22 protein-coding genes are annotated in these 18,815 nt (G+C 35.7%); 15 read left to right on the top strand and 7 right to left on the bottom strand.

What is annotated here, in order from left to right; genetic code table 11:
* The first annotated feature begins 112 nt into the window (after positions 1–112).
* The 3 genes from RTP99_RS07020 (at position 113) to RTP99_RS07010 (ending at position 3,301) form a co-directional block, all read left to right on the top strand.
* Positions 113–688 (top strand): biotin transporter BioY, encoded by a 576-nt coding sequence (locus tag RTP99_RS07020; protein ID WP_001093344.1) that lies wholly within the window; start codon positions 113–115, stop codon positions 686–688.
* A 65-nt stretch (positions 689–753) separates the two neighbouring features.
* Positions 754–2,217 carry an acyl-CoA synthetase gene (locus RTP99_RS07015; RefSeq protein ID WP_000513147.1) on the top strand — a complete coding sequence of 488 codons (1,464 nt, stop codon included), beginning with the start codon at positions 754–756 and terminating at the stop codon, positions 2,215–2,217.
* Positions 2,210–3,301, top strand: coding sequence for an acetyl-CoA C-acyltransferase (locus RTP99_RS07010; RefSeq protein ID WP_001077964.1), 1,092 nt, complete (start codon positions 2,210–2,212; stop codon positions 3,299–3,301). Before RTP99_RS07015 ends, RTP99_RS07010 begins: the two co-directional genes overlap by 8 nt.
* A gap of 7 nt (positions 3,302–3,308) precedes the next feature.
* On the opposite strand, the gene RTP99_RS07005 is transcribed toward RTP99_RS07010, so the two are convergent.
* Positions 3,309–3,890, bottom strand: coding sequence for a DUF6434 domain-containing protein (locus tag RTP99_RS07005; RefSeq protein ID WP_001247724.1), 582 nt, complete (start codon positions 3,888–3,890; stop codon positions 3,309–3,311).
* 104 nt (positions 3,891–3,994) lie between these two features.
* On the opposite strand from RTP99_RS07005, the gene RTP99_RS07000 reads away from it, so the two are divergent.
* Complete coding sequence (locus tag RTP99_RS07000; RefSeq protein WP_000432556.1) at positions 3,995–4,438, top strand: NUDIX hydrolase; 444 nt, start codon at positions 3,995–3,997, stop codon at positions 4,436–4,438.
* Between the two features lie 44 nt (positions 4,439–4,482).
* On the opposite strand, the gene RTP99_RS06995 is transcribed toward RTP99_RS07000, so the two are convergent.
* The gene (locus RTP99_RS06995) at positions 4,483–5,685 is read right to left on the bottom strand and encodes a serine-tRNA(Ala) deacylase AlaX (protein WP_000435905.1); all 1,203 of its coding nucleotides are present in this window, start codon (positions 5,683–5,685) and stop codon (positions 4,483–4,485) included.
* A 137-nt stretch (positions 5,686–5,822) separates the two neighbouring features.
* On the opposite strand from RTP99_RS06995, the gene RTP99_RS06990 reads away from it, so the two are divergent.
* Positions 5,823–6,230 carry a hypothetical protein gene (locus RTP99_RS06990; protein ID WP_000965146.1) on the top strand — a complete coding sequence of 136 codons (408 nt, stop codon included), beginning with the start codon at positions 5,823–5,825 and terminating at the stop codon, positions 6,228–6,230.
* A gap of 68 nt (positions 6,231–6,298) precedes the next feature.
* Positions 6,299–7,537 carry an MDR family MFS transporter gene (locus tag RTP99_RS06985; RefSeq protein ID WP_000676820.1) on the top strand — a complete coding sequence of 413 codons (1,239 nt, stop codon included), beginning with the start codon at positions 6,299–6,301 and terminating at the stop codon, positions 7,535–7,537.
* A 93-nt stretch (positions 7,538–7,630) separates the two neighbouring features.
* Here the strand turns inward: RTP99_RS06985 and RTP99_RS06980 are convergent, their stop codons facing one another.
* Together RTP99_RS06980 and RTP99_RS06975 are read right to left on the bottom strand one after the other, a co-directional pair.
* A complete protein-coding gene (locus RTP99_RS06980) occupies positions 7,631–8,017 on the bottom strand; it encodes an Hsp20/alpha crystallin family protein (protein ID WP_000516732.1) in 387 nt (128 codons plus the stop codon).
* Positions 8,018–8,141: 124 nt separating this feature from the next.
* Positions 8,142–8,264 (bottom strand): small acid-soluble spore protein P, encoded by a 123-nt coding sequence (locus RTP99_RS06975; protein ID WP_000042141.1) that lies wholly within the window; start codon positions 8,262–8,264, stop codon positions 8,142–8,144.
* Between the two features lie 121 nt (positions 8,265–8,385).
* Between RTP99_RS06975 and RTP99_RS06970 the strand changes: the two genes are divergently transcribed.
* Both RTP99_RS06970 and pdaB read left to right on the top strand, forming a co-directional pair.
* On the top strand, positions 8,386–8,649 hold the full coding sequence (locus RTP99_RS06970; protein ID WP_001146297.1) for a hypothetical protein: 264 nt from the start codon (positions 8,386–8,388) through the stop codon (positions 8,647–8,649).
* Positions 8,650–8,693: 44 nt separating this feature from the next.
* Positions 8,694–9,419, top strand: a complete 726-nt coding sequence (pdaB, locus tag RTP99_RS06965; protein WP_116733340.1) for a polysaccharide deacetylase family sporulation protein PdaB — start codon at positions 8,694–8,696, stop codon at positions 9,417–9,419.
* Between the two features lie 41 nt (positions 9,420–9,460).
* On the opposite strand, the gene sspO is transcribed toward pdaB, so the two are convergent.
* Positions 9,461–9,610, bottom strand: a complete 150-nt coding sequence (gene sspO / locus RTP99_RS06960) for an acid-soluble spore protein SspO (protein WP_000518052.1) — start codon at positions 9,608–9,610, stop codon at positions 9,461–9,463.
* Between the two features lie 291 nt (positions 9,611–9,901).
* On the opposite strand from sspO, the gene acnA reads away from it, so the two are divergent.
* Together acnA and RTP99_RS06950 are read left to right on the top strand one after the other, a co-directional pair.
* A complete protein-coding gene (acnA, locus tag RTP99_RS06955; protein WP_000238580.1) occupies positions 9,902–12,625 on the top strand; it encodes an aconitate hydratase AcnA in 2,724 nt (907 codons plus the stop codon).
* 269 nt (positions 12,626–12,894) lie between these two features.
* The gene (locus tag RTP99_RS06950) at positions 12,895–14,544 is read left to right on the top strand and encodes an ABC transporter ATP-binding protein (RefSeq protein ID WP_000666358.1); all 1,650 of its coding nucleotides are present in this window, start codon (positions 12,895–12,897) and stop codon (positions 14,542–14,544) included.
* A gap of 23 nt (positions 14,545–14,567) precedes the next feature.
* Here RTP99_RS06950 and RTP99_RS06945 read toward each other — a convergent pair whose 3' ends face one another.
* Complete coding sequence (locus tag RTP99_RS06945) at positions 14,568–14,825, bottom strand: hypothetical protein (RefSeq protein ID WP_001083879.1); 258 nt, start codon at positions 14,823–14,825, stop codon at positions 14,568–14,570.
* Positions 14,826–15,077: 252 nt separating this feature from the next.
* On the opposite strand from RTP99_RS06945, the gene RTP99_RS06940 reads away from it, so the two are divergent.
* From RTP99_RS06940 to tlp, 5 genes are all read left to right on the top strand, one after another.
* Positions 15,078–15,653 (top strand): TlpA family protein disulfide reductase, encoded by a 576-nt coding sequence (locus RTP99_RS06940; RefSeq protein WP_000269068.1) that lies wholly within the window; start codon positions 15,078–15,080, stop codon positions 15,651–15,653.
* A 117-nt stretch (positions 15,654–15,770) separates the two neighbouring features.
* A complete protein-coding gene (locus RTP99_RS06935; protein ID WP_000526916.1) occupies positions 15,771–16,718 on the top strand; it encodes a 3'-5' exonuclease in 948 nt (315 codons plus the stop codon).
* 139 nt (positions 16,719–16,857) lie between these two features.
* Positions 16,858–17,001 carry an FbpB family small basic protein gene (locus RTP99_RS06930; RefSeq protein WP_001254697.1) on the top strand — a complete coding sequence of 48 codons (144 nt, stop codon included), beginning with the start codon at positions 16,858–16,860 and terminating at the stop codon, positions 16,999–17,001.
* Positions 17,002–17,044: 43 nt separating this feature from the next.
* Positions 17,045–17,179 carry an acid-soluble spore protein SspN gene (gene sspN, locus RTP99_RS06925; RefSeq protein ID WP_000527987.1) on the top strand — a complete coding sequence of 45 codons (135 nt, stop codon included), beginning with the start codon at positions 17,045–17,047 and terminating at the stop codon, positions 17,177–17,179.
* A 99-nt stretch (positions 17,180–17,278) separates the two neighbouring features.
* Positions 17,279–17,476, top strand: coding sequence for a small acid-soluble spore protein Tlp (gene tlp / locus RTP99_RS06920; RefSeq protein WP_001133509.1), 198 nt, complete (start codon positions 17,279–17,281; stop codon positions 17,474–17,476).
* Positions 17,477–17,504: 28 nt separating this feature from the next.
* On the opposite strand, the gene RTP99_RS06915 is transcribed toward tlp, so the two are convergent.
* Entirely contained in the window at positions 17,505–18,797 is a 1,293-nt protein-coding gene (locus RTP99_RS06915) for a glycoside hydrolase family 18 protein (protein WP_000614837.1), read from the bottom strand.
* Positions 18,798–18,815 lie beyond the last annotated feature (18 nt).

Below are 18,815 nucleotides of genomic sequence, written 5' to 3'. Positions count from 1 at the left end.
TTTGTAAACCTATTATGAAAATAAGTTGACAAATTCTAGATAGAAATATAATATAACTTCTATAATATGTTATCCGAAAATTATTTTCAGTTTACAAATGGGAGAAGCAAATATGAATACAAAAAACTTAGTTTTCGTCGCTTTATTTAGTTCTATTATGGGAGTGTTAGGGTTAATACCTCCGATTGCTCTTTCTATTACACCAGTTCCAATTACATTACAATCACTTGGTGTTATGCTTGCTGGTGGGCTGTTAGGATCACGTCTTGGTGCATTAAGTCAACTTGTTTTCTTACTTATAGTAGGAGTTGGAGCACCATTACTTGCTGGTGGACGCGGTGGTCTTAGTGTATTTGTTGGGCCAAGTGCAGGATATTTACTTGGTTATATTGCTGGAGCGTTTGTCATTGGTTATTTAATTGAGCGTTTACGTGAAGTTTCTATAATAAAAGTATTATGCATTAATATAATTGGTGGTATTTTCGTAGTTTATGTATTTGGTATTATTGTACAAGCTTTCGTAATGGATATTTCTATATGGCAGACGATGAAAGTAAGTGCTGTGTTCTTACCAGGGGATTGTATAAAAGCAATTATTGCAGCAGTTCTTGTAACAAAATTACACCGTTCATTGAAACATATTATTACGCCTGCTTTAAAGAGTGGGAAATATACAAATGCGGGATGAAAAAGAGAAGAAACACGCTCATTGCGTGTTTCTTTTTATTATTTTTAAGAGAAAGGACGTCTCATATGGGGATTACAAAAGAATATAAAAAGCATGCTTCCTTACAACCGAATAAAATAGCAATAAAGGAAAATGATCGAGTTTTAACATATAAAGAGTGGTTTGAGTCAGTGTGTAAAGTAGCAAGCTGGTTGGATGAAAAAAAGTCAAAGAATAAAACGATAGCAATTGTATTAGAAAATCGTATCGAGTTTTTACAACTATTTGCTGGTGCTGCTATGGCCGGATGGGTTTGTGTGCCATTAGATATAAAATGGAAAAAGGATGAGCTAAAGGAAAGACTAGTAATCAGTAATCCGGATATGATTGTGACGGAACGATATAAGTTGAATGATATATCGGGAGAGGAAGGAAGAGTAATAGAAATTGATGAGTGGAAAAGAATGATAGAGAACAAACTGCCTGCATATTATCCTGTAGAAAATGTACAACATGCTCCTTTTTATATGGGGTTTACATCAGGATCGACTGGAAAGGCAAAAGCATTTTTACGTGCACAACAATCGTGGATTCATAGCTTTGATTGTAATGTACATGACTTTCATATGAAAAAGGAAGATTCTATTTTAATAGCTGGAACGCTCGTTCATTCTCTTTTTTTATACGGGGCAATAAGTGCATTATATATAGGACAAACGGTGCATATTATGAGAAAGTTTATTCCAAATCAAGTGTTGGATAAGTTAGAAACGGAAAAAAATTCGGTCATGTATACAGTTCCGACAATGCTAGAATCTTTATATAAAGAAAAAAGAGTAATAGAAAATACATTGAAAATTATTTCGTCAGGAGCGAAATGGGAAGCTGAGGCGAAAGAAAAAATAAAGAGTATATTTCCTTATGCGCAAAAATATGAATTTTACGGTGCATCGGAACTAAGTTTTGTAACAGCATTAGTTGATGAAGAGAGTGAAAGAAGGCCAAATTCAGTAGGGAAACCTTGTCACAATGTGCAAGTTCGAATATGTAATGGAGCAGGTGAAGAAGTACAGAAAGGTGAGGTAGGAACTGTTTATGTGAAAAGTGATCAGTTTTTTATGGGTTACATATTAAGTGGGATTGTAGTTCCAGAATTGAATGTAGATGGCTGGATGACAGTGCGAGATGTAGGCTATGAAGATGAAGAAGGCTTTATATATATTGTAGGTAGAGAAAAGAATATGATTTTATTTGGAGGAATTAATATTTTTCCAGAAGAAATAGAAAGTGTATTACATGAACATCCGGCTGTAGATGAAATAGTTATAGTTGGTGTGAATGATAGTTATTGGGGTGAAAAGCCTGTCGCCATCGTCAAAGGAAGTGCTACGAGGCAACAATTAAAGAGTTTTTGCTTACAACGATTATCCTCGTTTAAAATACCGAAAGAATGGCATTTTGTAGATGAAATACCTTATACAAATAGTGGAAAGATTGCTCGTATGGTAGCAAAAAGTATGATTGAAAAACGGGAGAAAATATATGAATAGGGCAGTTATTGTAGAGGCGAAAAGAACACCCATTGGCAAGGAGAATGGGATGTTAAAAGATTATGAAGTTCAGCAATTAGCAGCACCACTCCTTACGTTTTTAAGTAAAGGGATTGAGAGAGAAATAGACGATGTTATATTAGGGAATGTTGTGGGACCAGGAGGGAATATTGCGAGATTATCTGCTTTAGAAGCAGGACTTGGTTATCATATTCCGGGAGTAACAATTGATCGGCAATGTGGTGCCGGATTGGAAGCGATTCGCACCGCATGTCATTTCATTCAAGGCGGGGCAGGTAATTGTTATATTGCAGGAGGAGTAGAGAGTACAAGTACGTCACCTTTTCAAAATAGAGCGCGATTCTCACCGGAAACAATTGGCGATCCTAGTATGGGGGTAGCGGCTGAATATGTTGCAGAACGTTATAACATTACGAGAGAAATGCAAGACGAGTATGCTTGCCTCAGTTATAAACGAACACTGCAAGCGTTAGAAAAAGGATATATACATGATGAAATAATGTCTTTTAATGGATTATTAGATGAATCTATAAAGCTAGAAATGAATTATGAACGAATGATTAAAAGAACAAAACCTGCATTTTTACAAAATGGTACAGTAACGGCAGGGAATTCATGTGGTGTAAATGATGGGGCATGTGCAGTTCTTGTAATGGAAGAGCGGCAAGCTCGAAAATTAGGATACAAGCCTGTTCTTCGTTTTGTTCGCAGTGCTGTAGTTGGAGTAGATCCCAACCTTCCGGGGACTGGTCCAATATTTGCGGTGAACAAATTACTAAACGAAATGAATATGAAAGTAGAGGACATTGATTATTTTGAAATAAATGAAGCATTTGCTTCAAAAGTTGTTGCTTGTGCAAAGACGTTACAAATTCCGTACGAGAAATTAAATGTAAATGGTGGTGCAATTGCGCTCGGTCATCCGTACGGTGCATCTGGGGCTATGCTTGTAACACGTTTGTTTTATCAAGCGCAAAGAGAGTATATGAAGTATGGAATTACGACGTTAGGAATTGGGGGCGGAATAGGGCTTGCTTTATTATTTGAGAAAGTAGAAGACTAGAAAGGAACTAGTTTTCTACTTTTTGAGGAACATAAGCATTGCTACCAGGTTTTGCTTTTATTTCATTCCAAGCAGCGATAACATCAGCTTTTGTTTTCCCTTTGTTATTTGGATCTTCGAAAAAGTCGCGAGTAAAGCGATTGTATTCAAACTGCGGGCTGATAGTTGTTTTATAAGTAGGATCTTTTTTTCGTTCGTTCTCTTCATACCAAAACGTTATCGCGTCTTCATATGTTTTGCCAACATTCTCTTTAAAAAACTTTTGAAGAGCTACTGTAAAGCGGAAGTTTGCTCCGATTTTTTCTTTGAAAAAAGCACGAACACCTTCGCTACAGCGGTGATTGTTAGTAATAATTGTTTGAAGAGAAAGGTCTTTATAAGGGAGGGAAGCTTTACTCACCTTTTGAACAGAGCTGTTTTTTAATATTTTACCAGTATGTAAATAATGTGAGATACGCTCGGTTATTTCAATCTTAGAGCCACTAGCTGGCAAACCATGCTCACGACAAAATGTTTGGAGTTCTGCTTTTAACCAATAATAGTTTTGGAAATCTTCAAGTGATATAAACTTTGTTAAAGGTGGACGCATGAATGTAACAACTTCTTTCTTCCATAATTTTCTTTAATTATAAAACGTATGTTCTTTTTGTGGAAGGATTAATTTGTAAATATAACGGGAAGAGGAGATTATATATGGAAAATGTAATGCAAGTTCGTGTAACTGGAATTTTAATTGAAGATGAAAAGTTATTGCTAGTAAACCAAAAAGTAGCTAATCGCAATTGGTCTTTACCTGGGGGAAGGGTAGAGAATAGTGAAACGTTAGAAGTAGCGATGATTCGAGAAATGAGAGAAGAAACAGGGTTAGAAGTTAAAATTAAGAAGCTACTCTATGTTTGTGATAAACCAGATGTTAGGCCATCTTTATTACATATTACGTTTCTGCTTGAAAGGATCGAGGGAGAAATTACGCTACCTTCTAATGAGTTTGATCATAATCCAATTCATGATGTGCAAATGGTACCGATTAACGAATTAAGTCATTATGGTTTTTCGGAAACTTTTATAAAATTGGTAAATGAAGGGTTTGCAAATGCAGGGAGTTATCAAGGCTTGAAACAAAATGTAGGCCTGTAAATATAGTTGAAGGATAGCCGTTAGCTATCCTTCATAAACATGTTTTACACTGTTGACTGTAAAGAAGAAACAAGTTGATTTAAAAACTCATCCCCAGTCATAACCGCTTTTCCGCCGCCGCGCGCACTCTTTTTATTTCCGCCGCCTTTTCCTTCGATTGTAGGAAGTGCCTTTTTTAACAGAGCATTCATATCGAGCGTGACTGTTTTTCCGCAAGCAAGGATGCATTGTAGTTTGTCATCATTTTCAATGACAAAGTATGTAATGGCGTGCTCTTGTTGTTCTGTAATAATAGCAGAAAGCTTTGAGACTTCTTGCATAGAACGATTTGTAAACATTTTAGAAATAAGTATGCCAGCATGTATTTCGGTAGGGTGTTGAAGTAGTTCGTTTGCCTCTGCATATAATAATTTTTCAGTCATTGTTTGTATTGTTTTTTCGTTTTCTTTTTGAGAAGTAAGCAGTTGTGCTACTTTTGCTGAAATATCACTTTCGCTACTGTTTAATTGTTTGGAAACATCCTTCATAATTTGTTGCTGTTGCCCCACAAGTTTTAGTGTGCGCCAGCCAGCGATAAACGTTAGTCGTATGCCACCTTTATTGCGTTCCCAGCTAAGAACTTGAATAGGACCTACTTCACCAGTACGTTTCGGGTGTGTTCCGCCACAGCCGTTATAATCAAAGTTTTCGATCATAACAACGCGTATATTTTCAATCATAGTCGGTTCTTTACGAAGGGGTAACGTTTTCGCTTCTTCTAAGTTCATCCACTCTATACGGATTGGATGGTTTTCAAAAACTATATTGTTTGCAATTTGTACTGCTTTTTCAACTGTTTCTGTATGCAGATTTTCTGTTTCTAAATCAATTGTTACCGTTTCTCTACCAAGATGGAATCCAATCGTAGGTATGTTAAAATGATCCCAAAAAGCAGCAGATAAAATGTGTTGAGCTGCATGTTGTTGCATATGATCAAAACGACGCTCCCAATTAATTTTACCTTCTACTTCTTCTGTATGTAATTGTTCTGTAATGAAGTGGCGGATTTCTTCATCGACTTCTTCAACATCGAGTACAGCAATACCATTTAAAGTTCCAGTGTCATGTGGTTGTCCGCCGCCTGTCGGATAAAATGCCGTTTCGTTTAAAACAACGTATAAGTTACCGTCTTTATCATAATCTTGCTTTATAACTTTTGTAGTAAAGTCTTGTTTATAAGCGTCAGTGTAATATAATTTTTGCTCCAATTTTCTTTCCCCTTTCGTGTTCACTAGTTTCATTGTAAAGCAATCGAAATTAGTTTCCTAATATTTCAGAAGAAAGAAGCTTTTTTTAGAATTTTCTTGCTATAATAAGAAAAAGAAAATGCGGGGGTGGAATGAATATGTTATATGAAAATGGCGTAGATAAACTGCTTAGTTTAAGCAAAAATATTTCTGAATTGTATCGAGAATTAAATGAAATGACCCGGATTTTAACGGATTGTAATCGAGAAAGTGTGAAGTTTGATCGGTTATATGTAAAAGAGGTAATGTGGAAGAAAGAAGATGTAATCGAGAAATATGACCAGCTGCTTGTGCAACTTTGTATAAATGAATGCTTTGATCTAAAAAGTGTTATTACAGGAGAATATAAGTATACATATGAAGAAGTAGAAAACATCGTTTTACAATTTAATGAAAAGTATAATGTAGCAATTTTAATTAAAGATGTTTGTAAAGAATTACAGTTTACATATGGCATAGATATGGATATAACGAGAACAGCTCGGGTATCAACAACTCAAGTATAAAAAGGGAAAAGAGAGCAGATCCTTTGCTTTCTTTTTTTATGTGATAACAGGGAGAGTAGGTTTTTAAGATGAAGGGGAAGTTACAAAATATTCATCCGTTAGGAATGACAATTATAATAGGGACTTTATTTGCGAGGTTCGCCACGTCAATGAGTATCCCTTTTTTAGCGATTTATTTAACGACTGTTAAAGGTGTATCAGCTGGAATGACTGGTGCTATTATTGGAACGAGTGCACTTGTTGGTGTTTTTGCTAGTTTTATCGGAGGGAATTTATCAGATCGATTTGGCCGGAAAATGATTATGCTCTGGTCCATGATTGTTTGGATGTTTGTGTTTATAGGTTTTTCACTTGCAGATCATGTTTTAAGTTTCTTTTTATTAAACGCTTTAAATGGATTATGTAGGTCGTTTTTTGAGCCAACATCAAGAGCATTATTATCAGATTTAACAAAGCCTGAGTATCGGTTACTCGTCTATAACTTGCGATATGGTGCAATAAATGTTGGAGTTGCAATTGGACCAATTGTTGGACTACAGATTGGAAGTGCAAAATCAACAATTCCTTTTTTAGTAGCAGCTGGGGTATATATTCTATATACAGCTATACTAGCGTTCCAATTTAAGAAGTATCCAATGGAAAAAAAGAAAGTGAGTACAGAAAAACCTGTTACAATGCTAAATGCAATGCGTATATTGCGAAAAGATATAGTATTTTTAGTTGCTTTAGTCGGTATTATTTTGAGTAATTGTGGTTTTTCACATTTGACGACGACGGTATCTCAATATTTTGCAAATGCACATATATTCCAGGATGGAGTGAAAGTATTTTCATATATGTTAGCTTTAAATGCGATTGTTGTAGTCGTAATTCAATACCCTGTTATTCAAATATGTAAAAAGTATACACCGTTAGTATCCATTATGGTTGGAACTTTATTTGTGAGCGGAGGATTGTTTGGATTTGGAATAATAGAATCTACGCTAGGTGCTGCCATTTGCACAATTATTTTTACAATTGGAGAAGTCTTAATGTTTTCAATGACGGATGTATTTATTGATGATATTGCTGTCGCGCATCTAAAAGGAACATATTTCGGGGCGATGGGCTTTTCGGGAATTGGAGCAGTAATTGGTCCGTGGTTTGGGGGCGTACTTCTCGATTATTACGGGTACCAAAATGGGTTTGTAGTATTTTCAGCGCTAGCTATATTTTCAACTGTAGCGTTTCCAGTGCTGTTAGTTACGAAAAGTTTATTGAAAAAAAGATATGATGGAAATTCTAATATAGAATTACATGCGAAATAAAATAAGCCCCAGTCACCTGCTGGGGCTTATTTTTGTATTTATCCCGCTATTAACGGGCAGTAAAACTCCTGTTGGTTAAAGTTTTACTTTATTTTAATTCTCAATTTGAAAAAGAACTTTTTCCTCATGTTTATGAGCAACTTCATTTTTGGAAATATGAATGGCTAAATATCCATTCTCTAAGCAGGCTAGCATCTTTTTATAAATAATATTATCGGGTAAAGGAATGATTCTCTGCAAAGAAATATTTTTATGAAGTATGCAAATGTTTAGGCCTGTCTTCATCTTTTTAATGACTACATTTTGTTCTTTTACATTTGGTACATCTGTTTCCAAAATGTATTCTTGTTCCGTTTCACAAAGGTCAATATGAATTTGATTTGGGAAACTAAAGTTGCTACAAGAATCAGAACAAAACTGATCCATCCATTCTTCGAAACCATCAACATGAAAAAGACAATCCTTCTTTTTCTTGCCCATGTAAGACACCCTCCGTAAAATCTCAATTCATACTATGTTATGCATGAATGAAGTAGGGGTGAAGAATAAATGGAAAAATATAAACATTGTATGTGGAAAAGGTAGCTAGTGTGCATTTTGTGTTTTACATATCATGATGTGCATGATGTTTTTGGCGTGAATGGTTACGGTTTTTTACTTTATGAGATCCGCTTAATGGTTCGGGTTGTCCTTTTTTTTCTTTCGCTTCACGATTGTTTTTGCTCATTGTCTGTGACACCTCCTCTTTCTTTTTAGAATGAGAGAAGTTTGCAAATTTATACGAGAATGTTTTTAGAAAAAAAGGTAAAGATAAGTGGGACTAACTATTATGGAAAGGGGATTGTATAATGCCATATCATAAAGATAAGCAACAAGCTTTTCAAGCAGCGCAGCAAGGCGTTACACAAGCAGAAAATGCATTTAACAACATTGTGAAAAATGATCCAAACTACGGTCATGATTTAAAAGAATTACGCCAAGAGGTTCAGGAAGCATATGAACAAATTCAAAATGCACTAGAGGTAGCTTCAGAAACACAACGTCCACAACTTGAGCAATATGAAAGTAATCTCCAAAACATTATGCGAAATGTAGATCAATTAGAAAAGTAAATGAGATTGTTGGTATTCGACAATCTCTTACTTTAATGAATATTATGCTAAAACAGAAAGTTTTTTTAGTAATTTTTTCTTTACTATGCGCAGTACATATATTTCAAGTGGAAAAAGTGGAAGCGAAAATGTTGCTCAGAAAAGAGCTAGAACCAACTGGCTATGTAACGTGGGAAGTACCTAATAATGAAAAGGTTATTGCCATTACATTTGATGATGGACCAGATCCAACTTATACAACACAAGTTTTACATTTATTACGTCAATATAAAGCGGAAGCAACATTTTTTATGATCGGATTTCGAGTTCAGCGAAATCCATATTTAGTAAAACAAGTGTTGAAAGAGGGACATGAAATTGGAAATCATACGATGAATCATTTATATGCGAATAGTTCATCAGATGAAAAATTAAAAAAAGATATTTTAGATGGAAAGAAATATTTTGAAAAATGGGTAAAAGAACCTTTGTTATTCCGTCCACCTGGTGGATATATTAACGATGCTGTATTTAAAACAGCGAAAGAAGCTGGGTATCAAACTGTACTATGGTCATGGCACCAAGACCCACGTGATTGGGCAAATCCAGGTGTTGAATCCATTGTAAATCATGTAGTGAAAAATGCTAAAAGCGGAGATATTGTATTGTTACATGATGGAGGAAATGATCGTAGTCAAACAGTAGCAGCGCTAGCAAAAATTTTACCGGAGCTTCAAAAGCAAGGCTATCGATTTGTAAAGGTTTCGGAATTGTTACGTTATAAACATTAGAAAAAATCCCAAAAGGTGAATGTTCCTTTTGGGATTTTTCGTTACTGGTTCTTTTTGCGTTTCTTATTATTTTGTCGTTCTGCAGGAGTTAAGTTTTCATTTGCAAACTCTTCGTTATAACCAGCACCTTGTCCTTGTGCAGATGCCGCATTCATTCCTGAAATAGTATGATTTGCTTTTCTTTTACCCATTTTATTTCACCTCTATAACTTTTTTTGTAAGTTGAATGATGAGCAGTTCATAGTATGTATGAACTGTAAGTAAAGCGCTAATAGAGCACTTTACTTTATGGTAATAGTATTCATAAGGAGCATGAACACTATTCAAATTTAGAAACATAAAGAAAACTTATGATAATCTATAAGTTTCTTATTATTTACTTATTTAGAAAGTTGTAATAAGATATTATCGTAAGGTATTGAAAAGTTTGTCTACATTTTATATTCAGACAACTTAGTCACGTTTAACAGGGGGGAAACATAATGGTCAAACATAATCCATTTCAATCACGCGCAACTTTTGAAGTAGATGGAAAAACGTATCATTATTATGATTTGAAAGCGCTTGAAAACGCAGGGGTTGGCAACGTATCTCAATTACCATATTCCGTGAAAGTTTTACTTGAGTCAGTACTTCGTCAAGTAGACGGACGTGTAATTACAGAAGAGCATGTTACAAATTTAGCGAAATGGGGAACGAAAGATGTGCAAGATATCGATGTTCCATTTAAACCATCTCGTGTAATTTTACAAGATTTCACTGGTGTTCCAGCTGTTGTTGATTTGGCTTCGCTTCGTAAAGCAATGGCAGACATGGGTGGGGATCCTGATAAAATTAATCCAGAAATTACTGTAGACCTTGTAATTGATCACTCTGTACAGGTTGATAGAGCGGGTACGGCAGACGCGCTTGCATTCAACATGGACTTAGAGTTTAAACGTAATGAAGAACGTTATAAATTTTTAAGCTGGGCACAAAAATCATTTGATAACTATCGTGCAGTTCCACCAGCTACAGGTATTGTACACCAAGTAAACCTTGAATATTTAGCACCAGTTGTTCACGCTGTGAAAAATGAGGAAGGTGACTTAGTTGCATATCCAGATTCATTAGTTGGAACAGACTCACATACAACAATGATTAACGGTATCGGTGTTCTTGGATGGGGCGTTGGTGGTATTGAAGCAGAAGCAGGAATGCTTGGACAGCCTTCATACTTCCCAGTACCTGAAGTAATCGGTGTGAAATTAACTGGTACACTTCCAAGTGGTACTACAGCAACTGACGTTGCATTAAAAGTAACGCAAGTATTACGTCAAAAAGGTGTAGTTGGTAAATTCGTTGAGTTCTTCGGTAATGGACTAAAGAGCATGCCTTTAGCTGACCGTGCAACAATTTCAAACATGGCACCAGAATACGGCGCAACTTGTGGATTCTTCCCAATCGATGATATTTCATTAGAATACTTACGTTTAACAGGTAGAGATGAAGAGCAAATTCGAGTTGTTGAAGAATACTGTAAAGCAAACGGTTTATTCTATACAGCAGACAGCAAAGATCCAATTTACACTGATCTTGTTGAAATTGATTTAAATACAATTGAATCTAACCTTTCTGGACCGAAACGCCCACAAGATTTAATTCCACTTTCAGATATGAAAGATGCGTTCCACAAAGCTGTTGTAGCACCAGTTGGAACACAAGGACTTGGATTTAATGAGCAAGAGTTCGATAAAGAGGTGAAGGTTACATTAGAAGATAAAGAAGTAACGATGAAAACAGGTGCAATTGCAATCGCTGCAATTACAAGCTGTACAAATACATCAAACCCGTACGTATTAATTGGAGCAGGTCTAGTTGCGAAGAAAGCAATTGAAAAAGGACTTAAAGTACCTGAATACGTAAAAACATCATTAGCACCAGGATCTAAAGTTGTTACAGAGTACTTAGATAAGTCTGGTTTAACAACATATTTAGATCAATTAGGTTTCCAAACAGTTGGTTACGGCTGTACGACTTGTATCGGTAACTCTGGTCCATTAGCGCCAGAATTAGAAGAAGCAATCGCAGCAAACGACTTATTAGTAACATCTGTTTTATCTGGTAACCGTAACTTTGAAGGTCGTATTCATCCACTTGTAAAAGCGAACTACTTAGCATCACCACCACTTGTTGTGGCATATGCACTTGCAGGTACTGTTGATATTGACCTGAAAAATGATGAAATCGGTAAAGATGCAAATGGCAATGCTGTTTACTTCAACGATATTTGGCCATCAGCTAAAGAAATTGAAGATGTAGTTCAAAGCGTTGTTACATCTGAACTGTTCAAAAAAGAATATGCACAAGTATTTAATAGCAATGAGCGTTGGAATGAAATCCAAACTTCAAACGAAGCTTTATATACTTGGGATAATGATTCAACATACATTCAAAATCCACCATTCTTTGAAGGTTTATCTAAAGAGCCAGGTGAAGTTGAAACGTTATCAGGCTTACGCGTAGTTGGTAAATTTGGTGACTCTGTAACGACAGACCATATTTCACCAGCAGGTTCAATCGGTAAGCATACACCAGCTGGACGCTACTTATTAGAAAACGGCGTACAACCAGTTGACTTTAACTCTTACGGTTCTCGTCGTGGTAACCATGAAGTGATGATGCGTGGTACATTCGCGAACATCCGTATTAAAAACCAAATTGCACCAGGCACAGAAGGCGGATATACAACATACTGGCCAACTGGTGAAGTAACATCAATCTATGATGCTGCTATGAAATATAAAGAAGACGGCACAGGCCTTCTAGTTGTTGCAGGTAAAGATTACGGTATGGGAAGTTCTCGTGACTGGGCTGCAAAAGGTACAAACTTATTAGGTATTAAAGCAGTAATCGCAGAAAGCTTCGAGCGTATTCACCGCAGTAACTTAGTGTTAATGGGCGTATTACCGCTTCAATTTAAAGATGGTGAAAGCGCTGAAACATTAGGTCTTGTTGGTAACGAGTCATTTGAAATTCAAATCGACAAAACAGTTAAACCACGCGATCTTGTAAAAGTAGTTGCAACTGATGCAGATGGCAACGAAAAACAATTTGAAGTAGTAGCTCGTTTCGATAGTGAAGTTGAAATTGACTACTACCGTCACGGTGGTATCTTACAAATGGTTCTTCGTGAGAAAATTGAAGAGTCTAAAGTGTCAAACTAAACAATTGAAATGAATGATAAGGAAGCTAACAACTGTTAGCTTCCTTATTTTATCCGACTTTAATGGGCAGTAAGACCCCCACCTCAAAATGCAGCGAAAGCAAAGAAGTTAGGTGGGGGGCGGGCTGCCCATAAAAGTCCGATTGGTGAGGGCTGATAATCAGTGGGGGATGAAGAAAACCCCCACTGATTAAAGTTTCACTTTATGGAAAGGGATGAAACCATTTGGTTTCATCCCTTTCTTTTTACTATAAAAATGGAGGGGATATTATGAAAGAATATAAAAGAATTTTGTTACCGTTACAGAAAGAAAAAATATTAGTAATAGCAGCTGTATGCAGTGGGATTTTTGCAGCTATTTTAAATCTATCTCGTCCACTATTCATGGGACTAATTGTAGATAACCTAATTCAACGAGAGCTGAAGGGAGCGTATCTTTACATTACTTTGTTTACAGTTAGCCGCTTGTTGATGTGGGTGAACAATCTTTCATTTGATTATGTAAGCTCAAAAGCAAGTCAACGAATATTGCAAAAGAAGCGTATAGATGTATTGCGCCATTTTTTCTTATTACCATTTGAAGAGAGTGAGAAAATCAAACAAGGAGAGTTAGAAACGTTAGTTGTGTCTGATATTCCAAACTGGGTCAGATTATATGGTTCTATATTAATAGAATATATACATGCCATTGCACAATTTATAGGTGCGTTCATAGCACTACAACATATAGATATACAGTTTATATTGTGGGTAACTCCGTTTTTATTTTTAAGTGCAACGGTTCCGATATTGATGGGGAAAAAGGTAAGAAATATTGCAAGTATTGCTCAAAACAATCAGTCAACTGTTGTAGAGATGGTGTCACAGTTTGTAAAAGGAGTACAAGATTTGCGTAGTTTACAAAAAGAAAAGTGGGCCATTCGCTTATTTAAGAGAGTAACAGCACAATCTTATAAAACAGAAGTAAAGAAGACGATGATGCAACATTGCATTGGGGTAGTTGGAACGGTGATTGAAACAGGAGCATATATCGTTGTTCTCATTATAGGTGTGCAAAAAATAATGAAGGGGGAAATAGAAGTTGGTTCACTTGTTGCAGTGTTAGCGACAATTGAAATGCTCTTTTTCCCTGTCCGTTATGTGGGCGATTTATTAATGATGACACAAGTTGCAATTGCTTCGGCAAATAGAGTTTTTTCCTTTTTAGATAAGCGAGTGGCAAATAGTAATGTAGAAAGAGCGATGGGGATGACATTAACAAATGTTTCATTTCAGGAGAATGATGAAGAGAAATGCAGAATTTATAATATTGATTTGCAAATTAAACCTGGTGAACTCATTATGATTGTAGGAGAAAGTGGTGCAGGAAAAACAACGCTTTTAAAATTAATGGCAGGCTTGTATAAACCATCTAACGGTAGCGTTGCTTATTATGGAAATGAGGCTCGATTGACTACAGTGTGGCAAGAACCACGTTTTTTTCGGACGACAGTAAAAGAGAATATGTATTTCGGTGAAGAGTATATAGAACACCAGTTAGAAAAAAATATTGAACTTGTAAATGGAACATCAATTATTAGGGACTTGCCTGAAGGGATTCAAACTGTATTACATAAAAGTGGTGAAGAGTTTTCGGGAGGAGAAAGGAAACGTCTTGCATTATTGCGAGCAACTGTTTCAAATCCAAATCTTATTATTTTAGATGAACCGACTGCCGGATTAGATCCGAGCAATCAAGAAATTGTTTGGAATATGATAGAAGGGCTGGGAGGCGAGGTCACGAGAATTGTGGCGACACATGATGTAGAGAAAGTAATACTAGCAGATCGCGTTGTCATCATGAAAGAAGGAAGTATTGTAGCATGTGGAAGTCCTGAAAAATTAATAAATAGTCATTCATTTTTTAAGAGATGTGAATAAAGATAAGAACAATGCTCTTATCTTTATTCAGCGTCATTTATTTGATACTCGATAGATTCTGAATGATTCAGATCGACGTTAAAAGTAGCTGTCATAAGGAAAGTTGCAATTCCAAGAATTAAGAAAAGGACGAATGAGACTAGAGAAACGTAGAGACAAATACGCCCTACTTTCTTTTTTTCAAGATCGTTACTAAAGAGTGAAATGATCCATGTAATAATACCGATTGGGTATAAAAGAAAACTAAGAATATATAATGTTATTTTTTCGAATGAATTCATAAAAAATCCCCCTTTTGTTGAAGTTTATATAACTACGAAAGTAAAAAGGTGAATAGGTCCATAAGAAAATAAACAACACTGCATTTATTTTTCTAATTATATGATAAAAAGGAAAAAAATGCACTTTAAATAAGAATATTCTAATTATTTCGACTGTGAATATTTCCAAGCTTGTCCGTATAAGCTAAAATAAGGTATATAGTATTTGAGTGATTAAGTTATAAGAAGATAAATACGTTAGGGTGATATAACATGTGGCGGAAGCTTACGATTATTGTAGTATTACTTTGTTTAGCGGGATATGCAGCTTATGAACAGTTTGGTAAAAACGATCAGGCGGTCCAAGGGGAGCGCACAAAAAGTGAAGCTGCTATGAAAGAAATGATTGCAAGTAATGGTATTGAAATAGGGAAGAGTGCGCCAGACTTTGAATTAACGAAGTTAGATGGAACGAATGTAAAGTTATCAGATTTAAAAGGAAAGAAAGTGATTTTAAACTTTTGGGCAACGTGGTGTGGGCCTTGCCAGCAAGAAATGCCAGATATGGAGGCTTTCTATAAAGAGCATAAAGAAAATGTAGAAATTTTAGCAATAAATTATACGCCTTCAGAAAAAGGCGGGGGGATAGAAAAGGTAAGTAATTTTGCAAAGGAAAAAGGAATTACTTTTCCTATTTTATTGGACAAGAACATTGATGTAACAACAGCGTATAAAGTCATTACGATCCCAACTTCGTATTTTATAGATACAAAAGGTGTCATTCAAGATAAGTTTATTGGACCGATGACACAAAAAGAAATGGAGAAACGGATTGCTAAATTAAAATAACAGTGAAAAGGTAGAGATGGAATATAATCATTTCTGCCTTTTCTTTTTCACGTAGTGAAAGCTTCATGATATGATGAAAGAAATATAAACGTTGAGAGATAAAGGAGTGTATTTGGAGTGGGGAATATATCCTTACCGTTAGATTATGTTGTAATTGACTTTGAAACAACAGGATTTAACCCTTATAATGATAAAATTATTCAAGTCGCAGCAGTGAAATATCGTAATCATGAACTAGTAGATCAATTTGTTTCCTATGTGAATCCAGAGCGTTCAATTCCGGACCGAATAACGAGTTTAACAGGTATTACAAATTATCGTGTTTCGGATGCACCGACGATTGAAGAAGTGTTACCTTTATTTTTAGCATTTTTACATACAAATGTAATTGTCGCTCATAATGCATCTTTTGATATGCGCTTTTTGAAAAGTAATGTGAATATGCTTGGTTTACCGGAACCGAAAAATAAAGTGATTGATACTGTATTTTTAGCGAAGAAATATATGAAACACGCTCCTAATCATAAACTTGAAACGTTAAAGCGAATGCTTGGAATTCGTTTAAGTTCTCATAATGCATTTGATGATTGTATTACTTGTGCAGCAGTTTATCAAAAATGTGCCTCTATTGAAGAAGAGGCGAAAAGGAAATCGAATACAGAAGTACTTGATGAAACAGCAGTATATGAAGCGGTAAAAGAGATACTTGTACGAAATAAACGTGATATTGAATGGATTCGTTGCATGAATGTAGGAAGCTATTTAGATATAAAAGCTTTTTATCCAGTTATGAGATTAAAGGTAAAAGGGCGAAAGAAATACGTATTAACAGACATATTAGAAGATGATGTGAAAGAAATATGTACGAGTTTAGCCTGTGAACCGGCGTTAAAAAGTGAAGTTGGTAACACGAGAATTATGCTTAATAGCTTAGAGGACGTCCTGAAATTAGAAAGTTATATTTTAGAACAGTATGATTTTGTATTGCAAGCGCTGCATGATTATAAACAAAGTGAAATGAATGCAGATGAAAAACTAAAAGAATATTTGAATATTATGGTGTAATAAACTCCGTGTACATTTTACTGTACACGGAGTTTTTTTAGGAGTACTAAAACATAAAATTTTCTTGCAAATCTGATTAAATAGTTTTTCCTTTGCTCATACTATGTAATAAGAAAGCGAAGGAGAGAGGGTGAACAGCATGAGAAGAAGTCGCCGTAAATCGTTTGACGAGCTTGTGAAAGAAAATAAACAACAATTATTAAGCGATCGCGATGCAATCGATCGCATTGAAGAGCGTATTGAAAAACGTTATGAAATGAAACTTTTTAAGCAAGCTGAATAATTCTTAACACTAGTACGATACTACTGTTAAGGAGGCGATAGTAATGGGTAATCCGAAAAAGAATTCAAAAGACTTTGCACCGAATCATATTGGAACACAATCAAAAAAAGCTGGTGGCAATAAAGGAAAGCAAATGCAAGACCAAACGGGCAAACAACCGATTGTTGATAACGGTTAAAGAAAAGGAGAATATTGTATTCTCCTTTTTTATGTATAAATTTGAGGGAAGATAGGTAATTTAAGATGGTGTGTATATACAATATTAGGAGGAAAGTACATGCCAAATCCAGATAATCGAAGTGATAACGCTGAAAAGTTACAAGAAATGGTGCAAAATACAATTGATAACTTTAATGAAGCAAAAGAAACAGCGGAGCTTTCTAATGAAAAAGACCGTTCTGCTATTGAAGCAAAAAATCAAAGACGTTTAGAAAGTATTGACTCATTAAAAAGTGAAATCAAAGATGAATCTTAACAGAATGTACAGAAAGGGCTGACTTTTGTCAGCCCTTTTTCGTAATCGTAAAGTTTTCAACGAGTAAACGCCAATTTTGTGGAAATGGCAAGCCGATCTTCCAATAACTAATACCGCCAATGCCTTGTTCTTTCATTAAATTGAATTTACTTTGAATAGATCTCGCATCTTCAAACCAAACTTCGTGTTGTACACCGTTTTCGTCAAAGTAATTGAAATGTGGAGCTTGAGCTGTGAAATCATAGCGGATAGGAACATTGTATTTACGAGCAAGTGCAACAGCTGCAACAGAGCTAACTGCTTTTGCTGGTGGGTTTCCTTGTTTGAACGGAAGTTTCCAATCGAATCCGTATAAGTTTTGCCCCATCATAATTTTTTGTGGAGGCATTTGAGATTTTGCGTATTGAAGTACTTCTTTTACAGGACCGATAGGAGAGATTGCCATCGGTGGTCCGCCCTGCCATCCCCAGTCATATGTCATAATGACGACGAAATCAACAATTTGTCCTTGTGCTTTATAATCGTGAGCTTCGAAAAATTTTCCTTTTTGATTGGAACTTGTTTTTGGTACAAGCGTTGTACTTAATGTGTATCCGTTAGGTAAGCGTGTTTTCACATTTCGTAAAAAACGATTATACGCTTCGCGATCTTCGGGTGCAACACTCTCAAAATCGAAATGAATATCTCGCATACCGTACTTCTCAGCAGTTTGCAAAATATTTGTAATAAATTTGTTTTGGATTGTTGCGTCCCGTAAAATAACGGATGTTAGATCGGCACTGAAATTTCCGTTTTCGATGTTCGTAATAACGAGCATAGGGATGGTATTACCTTGCGTTGCAATATTAGCGATTTTAGCTGTTTCAGTTGGTTCTTTTAACGTACCATCTCTTTTTGCCTCGAAGCTGAAGTAAGCTAAGTATGTTAAAAATGGATTAATAGCACGTGTAGCATTAACTAAACTTTCTTTAATAGGTATAGTAGAAGGTTGTAAATAAGCGATGGATTCTACTGCACGTTTCGTCCCTTTCGGTATATATAATTGCTGTCCAACGTGGAGAATGGATTTTAAAGATAAGTTATTCACTTTAGCTAAACTAGCGAGAGGAACGTTATATGTTTGAGAGATTCGATATAAGCTATCGCCAGGCTGTACATAATAATTATTCCCTTTCGTATTCACGATCAGTGCCTGACCAACAACGAGTGTTTCAGCTGGATTTAATCCATTGTCTTTTACTATCTCGTCAGGTGTTGATCCATATTTTGATGCCAAGCTATATACGCTATCACCGCTACGAACCGTTACAATTTGAATCATATGCTTGCTCCTTTCGGT

The organism is Bacillus sp. (in: firmicutes) (assembly GCF_031983925.1).
In the GTDB taxonomy this organism is placed as follows: Bacteria; Bacillota; Bacilli; order Bacillales; family Bacillaceae_G; genus Bacillus_A; species Bacillus_A pacificus.
The sequence above is the reverse complement of the archived record's forward strand: the minus strand, read 5'-3'. Positions and strand labels throughout refer to the sequence as shown.